The organism is Bacillus sp. 03113, from assembly GCF_006546985.1.
GTDB lineage: Bacteria > Bacillota > Bacilli > Bacillales > Cytobacillaceae > VATK01.
Window position 1 is genome coordinate 20,517 of sequence record NZ_VATK01000011.1, and the last position, 12,906, is coordinate 33,422.

Genomic DNA, 12,906 nt, shown 5'->3' on the forward strand with positions numbered 1-12,906 from the left:
AAGAATAACGATTGGAATAAATGAATTATTGATGAAGAGATTTTCTTTTTTAAAGAGTTAATCTATAAAAAGTTTTTTCGCAAAAATAAGTTATTAAAAAATGGAGGGATAAAGCATGGCGGGCGAAAATCACATCTTAGCCAAAAAAATATTGGACCTTGTTGGGGGAGCATCAAATGTTGAATCATTTACGCATTGTATGACAAGATTGCGTATCACACCAATTGACGAAGAGCTTGTAAATGAGGATGAATTGAAAAAAACAGAAGGTGTAATAGGTGTTGTCGTAGAAGAAACCTTGCAAATTATCTTAGGTCCAGGAAAGGTAAACCAAGTATCTGAAGAATTTGGAAATCTAGTAAATACTATTGAAAAAGTAGATTTGAAAGAAAAGGCAGCAAGTAAAAAAGCAGAAATTAACAAAAAGAATGCAACACCTTTTAAACTATTATTAAGAAAAATTTCTAGTATTTTCATTCCACTTATTCCTGCGCTTGTTGCTTCAGGGCTCATAACAGGGATTTCAAAGGCAGTCATACAAGCAGGCTGGGTTGCGCCAGATTCTCAATTAGCAGTCATTTTAACGGTTATTGGAGGAGGATTATTCGCATATCTTGGTATTCTTGTAGGGATGAACGCATCCAAAGAGTTTGGGGGATCTCCCGCACTTGGAGCATTAGCTGGTATCCTTATCATTAATCCAGCAGTAGCAGGAATCACACTTTTTGGAGAAGCCCTAGTTCCAGGTCGTGGTGGATTAATTGGGGTACTGTTGGCTGGAATATTTATTGCATTTGTAGAGAAAAAGGTTCGTCGCTTTGTTCCACAGTCTCTTGATATTATCATTACTCCTACTATTGCATTACTGTTAACTGGAATCGTTACGTATATTGTGTTTATGCCACTTGGTGGTTTGATTTCTGAAGGAATAACAAAAGGATTGCTTTCTATCTTAGATGTTGGTGGAGTTGTTGCAGGATTTGTACTTGGTGCAACTTTCCTTCCATTAGTTGTAACAGGACTGCATCAAGGATTAACACCTGTTCATCTTGAATTAATTAATTCGATTGGTGATGACCCGCTTCTCCCAATATTAGCAATGGGTGGCGCTGGACAGGTTGGTGCTGCATTTGCCATCTATGTTAAAACAAAGAAAAAACGTCTAAAAAGAGCCATTGGTGGTGCACTACCATCTGGAATGCTTGGAATCGGTGAGCCGCTCATTTTTGGAGTAACCTTGCCACTTGGCCGTCCATTTATTACCGCTTGTTTAGGTGCAGGAATTGGTGGTGCATTTCAAGCCTATTTTAATGTTGCAACGATTGCAGTTGGAGTTTCAGGGTTACCGCTCACTTTCTTGGTTAATACGGGTGAAGTCCTTCTTTATCTAGTTGGACTATTGATTTCATATATAGCAGGATTTATTTTTACCTACTTATTTGGCTTTAAGGATGAAATGGCTGGTGAATATGATTGATTGGAATCTCATTCTACTTAAATGATCCTCTGGCTGAAGAACGAATAGAGGATGCGGGAAAAAAAGGAGTAGATAAAGCGTTCACTTCCTTACATATACCTGAAGAATCGGGAAATTTGGCGGCTCGAGCAAAAAAGCTTTTACAAGTGGCTAAGAATGTAGGGATAGAGGTGTATGCGGATGTGTCCTATAAAACCCCTCATCATCTTGGTATTGCTGGATTTGAAGATTTACTGGAATTTGGAGTTTCAGGATTACGACTAGATGATTTTTTTGATTATGAAGAGATTATCACTTTATCTAAATCATTCAAAATTGCTTTAAACGCTAGTATTTTGTTTGAAAAAGATTTACAGCAATTACTTAATGCTGGATTGGATAAGGAGCGATTGATTGCTTGGCATAATTTCTATCCTCGACCAGAAACGGGTTTGGAAGAATCATTTTTCTATCAGCAGAATCAACTTTATAATAAGTACAATATTCCAATAAGTGCCTATGTACCAGGTAGAGGGGAAAAAAGAGGACCGCTTTTTGCGGGTCTACCTACACTAGAAAAACATCGAGAGGTTGATCCATTTCAAGGAGCACTTGAGCTTTATGATTATGGAATTCATGATGTCTATATTGGGGATCCTGATCCTGGTGAAGGATTAATAGAAGAGCTAATTCAATACGATAAGAATCATGCCGTCTCGCTTCGAATAGAAAGTTCGTTTTTGAATTCAGAGATATATCAGCTTCGACCTGACTTTTCACGAGATGTGCTAAGATTTATGAATACAAGAAGCACAAGCAGTATACCACCATCAAATACTATTGAACGTCCAAGAGGAACCATCACAATGGACAATGATCTTTACGGTCGCTACAAAGGAGAAATTCAAATTACCCTACGGAACTTACCAGCAGATGAACGAGTGAATGTGTTAGGCCATGTAGTGGAGCAAGATCTACCTTTACTATCTTTGGTAAAACCAGGGGATAGAGTGTATATGAAATTATATAATTAATGGAGCGTGATTGATACTTTTTCAATGGTATCAATCCTTTTTTGTGGTTAAAAATAATAAGGAAAAAACGGAATCGAAAATCAATGTCAACGATAACCATTTACATTCTCCTTTTTTAGATTATTCATAAGCTACTTAATCATGAATTTTACAACCCTTCATGACTCTCTAAATCATATTTTAAAATTATGTTTTGTGTGAAAAATTATTATTTAAATGTGAGTTTCTTCTATTATATATACCTGTTATTAAATCCACTCTTAAATCAAATAGATTTGAATCTTATTGAATAAAAAGGACGAAGTCTCGAAAAGACTTCGCCTGAAAAATTGATTATAGATATGGACTTTCACTTTTTACTTTAAGCTTCTGCCATCTTCTTTCTACCTCGTCGTTAAAGTCAGATAGCATTTCTTGATTTTCTTCTTTTAAAAGATGCTTAGTTTTGCCCATAGATTGCAGCCATTCAGAAAGAGGAATTTTCTTATTTTTTTCTTCAGGATTATAAGTAATGGCTGTAACTCCATTTTCTACTTCATAGAGAGGGAAGAAACATGAATTAACGGCTGCTTCCATTATTTTTGATCCAAAACGATCATCAGATTTCCAGTTTAGAGGACAAGTCATCAGTATTTTTCCATAAACGGTCCCCACGTTTTGCGCGTACCATTGTGCTTTTGCTGCTTTTTTAATCAAGTCCTGTGGAAAAGCTTCTGAGCCTGTAAATACATAAGGGATATTCGTCGCAGCCATAATTTGAGCTGTATCCTTATGGTGGAAGGATTTTCCTTTTTGAGCACGTCCAACACCACTAGTACTAGTCATATGGCCGATTGGTGTTGAATAAGACATTTGTGATCCTGTATTCATATAACCTTCATTATCGTATTCTAGCATAATTAAGTTATGGTTTCTTAATGCTGTTCCAATAGCAGAACCCATTCCTATGTCCATTCCTCCATCACCCGTAACCATCACGAAAGTAGCGTTATCTGCAACGTCTACTTCTCCCCGTCTTTGCAGCTCCAAAAATGCTTCTAACGTTCCAGATAATGTAGCCGGCCCGTTTTGGAAGAGATTGTGGATCATAGTTTGTTTATGGGAAGTATACGGATATGCTGTTGTGACAACATATGCACAACCAGTATGAAATAACACGATCACATCGCCTTCAATTCCTTTAAAAAACAGCTCTAATCCAGATAAAATTCCACAACCTGGACATGCTCCATGACCTGGTGCAAGCCGTTTAGGTTTTGCAGTAAGTGAACGTAAAGGAGGAATTTTCACATTTAAACTATTCGTTTCTTCATTTTTTGTTACTTCTATTAAGCCAGTATTGTAAGCATCCCCATATTGAGGTTCAATAATAGGTTTAATCTCGTTTTCTGGCTCTCCCGGATAATGACCGTAGTAGTCAAATGGTTTCTCAGCATAATTCTTCTCCATCGCATCTATTGCTAATTGGAAGAAGGTTTCTGCATCATCGGCATAAAAGTCTTTTCCGCCGAGACCAAAAACTCTGCTAAGGACGATAGTTTGGTTATCCTTGTCTTCTTGAATGGCTGACTTCACTTCATGTGTTAAGTTTGGACCGTGTCCACCGTATGAATCTGCTCGTTCCCCAACTAAAAGAGCTTTTACGTTTTTTAAAGCTTGTCTTATTTCTTCAGCAGGAAATGGTCGAATAATATTCGGACTAATAACACCAGCTTTAATTCCTTTTTTGCGTAAACGATCGACAACATCTTTAGATGTTTCAGCTGCTGAATTTAGAAGGAATAAAGCAACTTCTGCATCTTCCATTTTATATAGATCCAGAACAGAATAAGAACGTCCGGATAATTCGGTATATTGTTTTGTAATTTCCTCAAAAACCTCTTTTGCTTGGTAAATGGCTTCTGATTGCTGATAATGGTTATTGACTAAATCATCACCATTCATATGAGCTCCAATTGTAACAGGTTTCTTTGGATCGCGAATAAATGGATAGTCAGTCGGACATGGTCCTACAAAATCTTGAACAATTTTACGATCTTTGAAATAATTTACCTTTCTTTTTTGATGAGAGGTAAAGAATCCGTCGTAAGCCACAATAACAGGTAAGCGAACTTTTGAATGCTCGGCAATTTTTAACGCCATAATATTCATATCATATACAGCTTGCGGTGTTCTTGCTGTTAAAATCACCCATCCAGTATTCAACGCAAAATATAAATCTGAATGATCACCTCGAATGTCAAGTGGACCGCTAATAGCACGAGTAACAAGATTCATTACCATTGGAAAACGTGTCCCTGACTGAACAGGTAGTTGTTCGAGCATATACATAAAACCATTTGCGCTTGTCGCATTAAAAACACGAGCACCAGTTGCGGCAGCACCGTAGCAAATTCCCGCAGAGCCATGCTCGCCATCTGCTGGTATTAATTTGATATCATGTTCTCCACGAGTCTTCATTTGATCTAAGTATTGAGCTACTTCCGTTGATGGAGTAATTGGAAAATAACCCATAATATGATAATTGATTTGTGCCGCAGCCATTGCAGCCATTTCATTGCCAGATTCGAATGTAGTTAATTGTACCGGAGCATTCTTTACTAATAAATCATTTTCTAAAACTGACATTATGAAATCCCTCCTGTGATATACGGAAACTCTTGTTTCACCTGATTAGCTTCGATATACCCATTTGTTTCTCGCATAGAACTAAGTGCACTAGTAGGACAGGCTTCAACACACTTTAAACAACCCTTGCAATACTGATAGTCAATTCCTTTAAGAGACATTATTTTTTTCCCGCGTTTATTTACATTTGCTTCCCAAACAAAACAAAAATCAGGACAAACCGTATCACAGGAGGCGCAATTGATACAGCTTTCTTTATCAAATTGTGGTATAAATCCTTGACGTGATCCGCCTAAATCTTTCACTAGGCTGTTTCCTTGAGCAGTTAATACACCGCCTATTTTTTGTGTATTAAATCCAAGAGAAGAACGAGGGCGTGAGAATGGTTTTGTATGAGCATCTTGAGGCACTTCATAGGTTTTGAATGTTACTTCGTTATATCCTCTATCAAAGGTTCGAATATTTGATTCAACTAAATGAGGATATTTTTTTTCAAATGTTTTTCTTATGACTTGGCGCATTGATTCCGGATCTAGGAAATCGCAAATGCGAAATAGAGCACCAAGCATGGCTGTGTTTACTCTTGTCTTTTCTTTAACGGCAATTTTTAGTGCATCAACAATAGCTAATGTTCCATATTCTAGTTTTAAATCTTCTTTTACTTCATCGAAGTCTCTTGCGGAGTTGACTAATATGATGCCGTTAGGGTTTAAACCACTTGTAACATCCACTGTTTTATATAGAGCTTCATGGAAAACTCCTACAACGTGAGGTTCTTCGATCGGACTATGTGCTCTAATTTCGATTTCTGGGTCACAGAAACGAACGAAACTTTTCACTGGAGATCCTTTTTTTTCGGATCCATATGACGAAAAGTTTGAACCGTTCAATCCGAGACCAAATACTCCTGCTTCAGCAAGCATTTTCCCTGCAAGATTCGCACCTAATCCACCAATCGATTCTAATCGAATTTCAAAAAAGCCGAGTTCATTTTTGTTCGGTAGTATAGACATTTGTACCTCCTATTAGAGTGATTTTAGATACTGATTTTACAAATTTGATACACACTAGATTTCTCATGATATTGTATTGATTTATGAGAAAATTTAGAAACTTTAAAAAACCGATCATAAAACTTATTTTAATTGATAAATATTCACATAGCTGTGACAAACATCGTAATTTTCAGCTGATTTTTACACAATATTAATGATAGCGCTTAAAATTTGTCTATTTTTTGAACAAAAGTGAAGAAAAAGGATAGTTTAACATTTTTGACTATTTTTAAACGTTACTTACCATAAATTATTTGTATAATGACCATATTGAAAAAGGAACGAGGTTGATTATCAACCTCGTTCCCTTATCGAATTAAGTTAGTCCACCACTTTATATAGATGGATCAAGTCGCTTGCGACGTACAGGACGTACTAGTGCCGATGTAGCCACAGGATGTGGCGTACTTAATCGGCCGCTTTTCTTATTGCTCATAGATGATTTTGCCTGAATTAGAAGTGTCATATCCAAAAGCCTGTAGTTCGTTAATTAATTCATCGGTGGTTAGAATTTCAGTAAGGAGGCTTATTATTTCTTTATTTTGCATTGTTTTTAATAAGACTAGATCATAATTTTCTTTAACAAGCGGGAGGAAGTCTATTCCAGCAATATTTTTTTCTATTCCGACTCCGACATCTGCTTTTCCTTGTGTAATTCCTGCAGCAACACTAAAATGACTTGTTGCTTCCTGGTCATAGCCATTGACATTCATTTTATTGATATTGTGTAATTTCAACTGCTCGTCTAATAGAATTCGAGCGCCAGATCCTATTTCTCTATTTAGGATTTTTATATCAGGTCTATTGAGGTCTGTCCAATCAGTTATTTTTTTTGGATTTCCATGTGGTACATAAAAGCCAGCTTGACGAGTAATGAAGCGAATGACCATAAAAGAGTGACTTGTTAAAAGTTTCTTTACATATGGGATGTTATATTCTTTTGTTTCTCCATCAAACAGATGCGTACTAACGATATCAGCTTCTCCATTATACATAGCGATCAATCCATTTAAGCTTCCTACATAGGAACGAAGAGGGCGATAAGCTTTTGTTTTATATTCAAAATGTTTAGCTAAAATATCTAAACAATTGTCTTGTCCACTAATAATAATGGAGCGGATGTTAGCAAATGGATCATAAAACTGGGTATTGAAAAACTGGGTATTAGATACATCCTCTCTTGGATCCACTAATTTTTCCTTTGTCTTGTTTTTAAATGCATCTAAGTCAACGGCATCTACTCTCATTTGCCTTCCAACTCGATAGGCGGGGAGCTTCCCTTTTTTTATTAAGTCATAAACCGTAAGTTTAGAAACTTTTAAAATCTCCGCAATTTCTTCGGTTGTAAAGGATTCATTCTTACTCATTAGCCAATCCTCCATAATTTTTTCACAATTTTTTATATTTTATCATTTACTAAGGGAAAATTACCAATTATAATCATTTATAATCAATTATGCCTAAATATAACTAAACATAATTAAATGTGGACTTCTTCTTTTTTGATTTTGTTTAGTTATATTTAGATATACTTTCATATTCAAGGAGGGTTTTTATGAAGAAACAATTTTTTGCTGCATTACTTTTAATTTTATCTATTTTCGTATTTGCAGGCTGCAGCACGAAAGACGAGGCAGATACAAAAACGAAACCAGCAGAGCAAAAAGTAGAAAAGAAAGAACCAGTTGAACTGACAGTTTCAGCTGCTGCTAGTTTAACAGATGCAATGACGGATTTACAGAAGGCTTTTCAAAAAGAACATCCTGAAGTTACTTTCTCAGCCAATTTCGGAAGCTCAGGTAATTTAGCGCAACAAATTCAACAAGGCGCTCCAGCAGATATCTTTTTATCAGCTGATCAAAAATGGATGAATACATTAGCTGATCAACAATTAATCTTAACGGATACAAGAAAAGATTTCACTGGAAATAAACTTGTATTAATAACTGGAAAAGATAAAGATATTAAAATTTCTTCCTTCGAGGATTTAAAAGCAGATCAATTAGGACAAGTTGCCATTGGTGATCCAGCAAGTGTTCCAGCCGGCACGTATACAAAACAAGCTCTTGAAAAATTAGGGAAATGGGCTGGTTTAGAAAGCCATTTTGTCCTTGGTAGTGATGTAAGGCAAGTATTAACGTATGTTGAATCTGGAAATACAGATATTGGATTTATTTATTCAAGTGATGCCGTTCTATCTGATAAAGTTAAAGTACTTGCAGAAGCAGATCCATCCTTGCATACACCGATTATTTATCCAGCTGCTGTACTTAAAGATTCAAAAAGCCCTGAAGCAGCAAAAGAATTTGTTGATTTCTTAGGAACAAAAGGCGCTCAAGATATTCTTGGGAAATATGGCTTTAAAAAGTAATTGAAAATAAGAATATGTTAGAAAGATCCATTATTTAAAAAATTTGTTGTAATATTTTGAAAAGGAGGAAGGGGAAGATTCTTCACAGCCTGGTATTCGCTTTAGGCTTTAAGATTTCTAGCCCAAATGAATGAATTATACACCCCTTTTTCTATCGTTAAAAGTTGCAAGTATTTCTACAATCTTTGTTTTTATTTTTGGTATCATTGTAGCAAGATTGATTGCTCGTAAAGATTTTTTTGGTAAAAGCATTATAGAATCAATTATTTTGCTGCCATTAGTATTGCCTCCAACGGTTGTCGGATTTGCTTTACTTTATTTCTTTGGAAAAAATGGTTTTATTGGCCAATTTCTTTTAAAATGGTTTGATTTTCAAATTGTTTTTACTTGGATAGGAGCGGTGATCGCCTCAACAGTGGTTTCATTTCCGCTTATGTACCAAAGTGCTTCAGCTGCATTTCAAAATTATGATAAAAATATTGAAAATGCAGCTTTAACAATGGGAGCCTCGAGACTGAAAGTGTTTTGGACGATTTCATTCCCTCTTGCATGGCCAGGGTTATTGGCTGGTTTAGTATTAGCTTTCGCTAGATCGTTAGGGGAATTTGGTGCAACGCTAATGATCGCTGGTTTTATTCCAGGCAAAACGGATACTATCCCAATTGCCATCTACTTTGCAGTTCAGTCAGGACATTCGGAAATTGCAACATATTGGGTTATTGTTCTGATCCTTCTTGGTTTTTGCGCAATTATGTGGCTTAATTGGTGGAGTAAACGGAATTTACTAAGATATAAAAGTGAGAAATGAAAAAAGGAGATGAGTACATGTTATCTTTAAAACTTACGAAACGACTTCCGCATTTTACAATCCAAGTTGAGTTTGAAGCTGAAAATGACATCATCATCCTTTTTGGTCCATCTGGTTCTGGTAAAACAACCATTTTAAATTGTATTGCAGGATTGGATTCTCCTGATGAGGGTTCTATTCAGTTAAATGATTGTTCCTTTTTTCGAACAAATCAGAAACCAACTCCCATTCAAAAAAGAAATATTGGATATTTATTTCAAGATTTTGCTCTATTTCCACATATGACCATTGAAAAAAATATTACATATGCTTTGAAAAGTCAAAGCTTAGTAGATCATTTAGTTCAAGTTATTGGAATAGAGCATTTACTAAAAAAGTATCCTAGACAAATATCAGGCGGAGAGAAACAACGAGTCGCCTTAGCACGTGCACTTTCTACTGAGCCAAAAATTCTTTTGTTAGATGAGCCATTCTCAAGTCTCGATCAACAGACGAAAAAGGAATGCCACTCGGAATTACTAAGACTGCATCGAATTTGGAAAATCCCAATCATCATGGTTACTCATGATTACGAAGAAGCGAAAAAGCTCGGAAATCGAATTCTCCATTTAAAAAAAGGGCATATTACGCATAAAGAGCAGCTTTCAGTTAGTTAACCTAAACATTTGTAAAATTGGATATGAAAAATTTAAAACGGTGATGAGGATTGAAATCCTCATCGCCGTTTTTTAAGAAATCAACATTATTTTGACATAATCTACTGGATGAATGTCATAGAAATTAACCCCTCATTTTCCTTACCAAAAAACTCAAAATAAGAAAATTATTGTTTAAATTAGCAATTCATTTTCTAAGAATTCTTAATTCCTCCCTCTTTTTTGATCTAATAAATTTTCTCTAGTTTTTTTGGATAAATTCACAGGTAAAAAGAACTATAAAAACATAAATTGTGACGAAATTTTTAACAAAATAGACAAATGTAATCGGTTGCAGAAAAAAACATGTCATATTATCTGACAATTCTATTGATTTGAGCAATTGCAAAAAATAATATCTAGTTAATCACCACGAAATTCCATATAATGTCATTTACAATATGACTATGTTGGAAACCTCTAAGACAATTAAAAACGGGAGAGTGATAAAAATCAAAAACAAAGGTGACGGAAAAAAGTGTACCTGTAATGCTTTCGTTTAAGAATTATTGAATTAGGGGAGGGAGAGAATGTGACAACGATCAATCAAGAATTGGAAGAAAGAATAGCCCGTCACCCTTGCTATAGTGAGGATGCACATCACTACTTTGCACGTATGCATGTGCCTGTTGCACCTGCTTGCAATATTCAATGCAATTATTGTAATCGTAAATTTGATTGTGCAAATGAAAGCAGACCGGGTGTTGTTAGTGAAGTTTTAAAACCAGAAGAGGCAGTAAAAAAGGTTTTAGTCGTTGCTGGAGAGATTATGCAAATGTCTGTAGTTGGAATTGCGGGTCCTGGGGATCCATTAGCAAATCCTAAAAAGACCTTTGATACTTTCCAAGGAGTTGCTGAACACGCTCCGGATCTTAAGCTTTGCTTAAGTACCAATGGATTACGTCTATTGGAATTCGTGGATCAGATTCAAGAACTAAATATAGATCATGTTACGATCACCATTAATGCAGTGGATCCTCAGATTGGTCAACACATTTATTCTTGGATTTTTCATGAAGGGAAACGATATAAAGGATTAGAGGCTGCTGAAATTTTAATTAATAATCAGCTTAAAGGGCTAGAAGCTCTAACAGAGCGTGGTATCCTTTGTAAAGTGAATTCGGTGTTAATTCCTGGAATAAACGACCAGCATATGGAAGAAGTTTCTAATGCAATTAAAAAAAGGGGCGCATTTGTTCATAACATTATGCCTTTGATCGTTACTCCAGATACTGTATTTGGCAACAATGGAATCAGAAATCCGACACCGAATGAAGTGCAAGCGATTCAGGAAAAATGCTCAGGCAGCTTGAAAATGATGAAGCATTGCAGACAATGTCGTGCAGATGCGGTTGGATTACTAGGAGAAGATAGAAGTTCAGAATTTTCAAAAGATAAAATCAACGATTGTTCTGTACAATATGATCCTGCAGCTAGACAGCAATTTCAGCATGATCTTGAAGAAAAGGTAAAGGAAAAAATGAAAAAGAGGAAGGAACGAGCAGTGCAAAGGCCAAAAGAAAATAAGCCTGCTTCCTCCGGAATAAGAATTGCAGCTACTACAAGAGGTAATGCAAGAGTAAACTTACATTTTGGACACGCGAAAGAATTTTTAATCTTTGATGTAATGGAAGATAATATCAAGTTTGTTGGCGTAAGAAAAGTTCAATCTTATTGTATTGGTAAGATCGATTGCAGTACCAATAAAGGTCCCATTTTAGCAGAAACAGCTGAGATATTAAAGGATTGTCAAATGCTCCTAAGCTCAGGTATTGGTGAAAATCCTAAAAAATATTTGCTTGAAAGAGGAATTGTTCCAATTGTGAAGTCGGGAAATATCGAGGAATTACTCTATGAAAGTAGTAAGTATTATCGATATATGAATATGGTTGAAACTATTTCAATATAAAGAAATATCGAAAAATTAAAAACATTTAGGAGGAAATTAATAATGAGACAAATCGCTTTCTATGGTAAAGGTGGAATTGGTAAATCAACAACTTCTCAAAATACTTTAGCGCAATTAGCAACAAAATTCGGTCAAAAAATTATGATTGTAGGCTGTGACCCTAAAGCAGATTCAACTCGTTTAATTTTAAATACAAAAGCACAAAGCACCGTATTAGAAAAGGCTGCGGAAATGGGTACGGTTGAGGATTTAGAATTAGAAGATGTTGTAGCAAAAGGTTATGGAGATATTTTATGTGTGGAATCAGGCGGACCTGAGCCAGGAGTAGGCTGTGCTGGACGCGGAATTATCACTTCTATCAATTTCCTAGAAGAGGAAGGTGCCTATGAAGGACTTGACTTTGTCTCTTATGACGTATTAGGGGACGTTGTGTGTGGTGGATTTGCGATGCCAATTCGTGAAAACAAAGCACAGGAAATCTATATCGTTTGTTCAGGTGAAATGATGGCGATGTATGCAGCAAATAATATTTCTCGCGGTATTTTAAAATATGCCAATAGCGGCGGTGTTCGTTTAGGTGGTTTAATCTGTAACAGCCGTAACACTGACCGTGAAGCTGAGCTTATTTCAGAGCTTGCTCGTCGTTTAAATACACAAATGATCCACTATGTACCACGTAATAATATTGTTCAACATGCTGAGTTGCGTAAAATGACCGTTGCTCAATACAGACCAGAAGATGAACAAGCAAAAGAGTATGAATATTTAGCTAAAAAAATATTAGAAAATGAAATGATGACAATTCCAACACCAATTGAAATGGACGAATTAGAATCATTGCTTATGGAATTTGGTGTTATTGAAGATGAAGAAACTGCAATTAAAAAGCTAGAAGAAAAAGAAGCGGCTGGTAACTAATAACTCAAAAACTAGTTAAAAGAGGTGATATT

Annotated in this window: 10 protein-coding genes; 7 read left to right on the top strand and 3 right to left on the bottom strand. The window is 35.8% G+C overall.

Annotated features, from left to right (window positions below; translation table 11 throughout):
• The first annotated feature begins 115 nt into the window (after window positions 1-115).
• Window positions 116-1,477 carry a PTS transporter subunit EIIC gene (locus tag FDO66_RS11835; protein ID WP_141432862.1) on the top strand — a complete coding sequence of 454 codons (1,362 nt, stop codon included), beginning with the start codon at window positions 116-118 and terminating at the stop codon, window positions 1,475-1,477.
• Entirely contained in the window at window positions 1,474-2,490 is a 1,017-nt protein-coding gene (locus FDO66_RS11840; protein ID WP_141432863.1) for a MupG family TIM beta-alpha barrel fold protein, read from the top strand. The genes FDO66_RS11835 and FDO66_RS11840 overlap by 4 nt, the downstream gene beginning before the upstream one ends.
• Window positions 2,491-2,823: 333 nt before the next feature.
• On the opposite strand, the gene FDO66_RS11845 is transcribed toward FDO66_RS11840, so the two are convergent.
• From FDO66_RS11845 to FDO66_RS11855, 3 genes are all read right to left on the bottom strand, one after another.
• A complete protein-coding gene (locus tag FDO66_RS11845) occupies window positions 2,824-5,118 on the bottom strand; it encodes a thiamine pyrophosphate-dependent enzyme (protein ID WP_141432864.1) in 2,295 nt (764 codons plus the stop codon).
• Entirely contained in the window at window positions 5,118-6,131 is a 1,014-nt protein-coding gene (locus FDO66_RS11850) for a 2-oxoacid:acceptor oxidoreductase family protein (RefSeq protein ID WP_141432865.1), read from the bottom strand. The genes FDO66_RS11845 and FDO66_RS11850 overlap by 1 nt, the downstream gene beginning before the upstream one ends.
• A gap of 467 nt (window positions 6,132-6,598) precedes the next feature.
• Entirely contained in the window at window positions 6,599-7,540 is a 942-nt protein-coding gene (locus tag FDO66_RS11855) for a helix-turn-helix transcriptional regulator (RefSeq protein ID WP_141432866.1), read from the bottom strand.
• A 188-nt stretch (window positions 7,541-7,728) separates the two neighbouring features.
• On the opposite strand from FDO66_RS11855, the gene modA reads away from it, so the two are divergent.
• The 5 genes from modA to nifH all read left to right on the top strand — a co-directional run bounded on the left by modA (window position 7,729) and on the right by nifH (window position 12,874).
• A complete protein-coding gene (gene modA / locus FDO66_RS11860; RefSeq protein WP_141432867.1) occupies window positions 7,729-8,544 on the top strand; it encodes a molybdate ABC transporter substrate-binding protein in 816 nt (271 codons plus the stop codon).
• A gap of 130 nt (window positions 8,545-8,674) precedes the next feature.
• The gene (modB, locus tag FDO66_RS11865) at window positions 8,675-9,352 is read left to right on the top strand and encodes a molybdate ABC transporter permease subunit (protein WP_141432868.1); all 678 of its coding nucleotides are present in this window, start codon (window positions 8,675-8,677) and stop codon (window positions 9,350-9,352) included.
• Window positions 9,353-9,369: 17 nt separating this feature from the next.
• Window positions 9,370-10,008, top strand: a complete 639-nt coding sequence (locus FDO66_RS11870) for an ATP-binding cassette domain-containing protein (RefSeq protein WP_141432869.1) — start codon at window positions 9,370-9,372, stop codon at window positions 10,006-10,008.
• A 571-nt stretch (window positions 10,009-10,579) separates the two neighbouring features.
• The gene (gene nifB, locus FDO66_RS11875) at window positions 10,580-11,956 is read left to right on the top strand and encodes a nitrogenase cofactor biosynthesis protein NifB (protein ID WP_220095173.1); all 1,377 of its coding nucleotides are present in this window, start codon (window positions 10,580-10,582) and stop codon (window positions 11,954-11,956) included.
• A 42-nt stretch (window positions 11,957-11,998) separates the two neighbouring features.
• Window positions 11,999-12,874 (top strand): nitrogenase iron protein, encoded by an 876-nt coding sequence (nifH, locus tag FDO66_RS11880; protein WP_141432871.1) that lies wholly within the window; start codon window positions 11,999-12,001, stop codon window positions 12,872-12,874.
• Window positions 12,875-12,906: the final 32 nt, after the last annotated feature.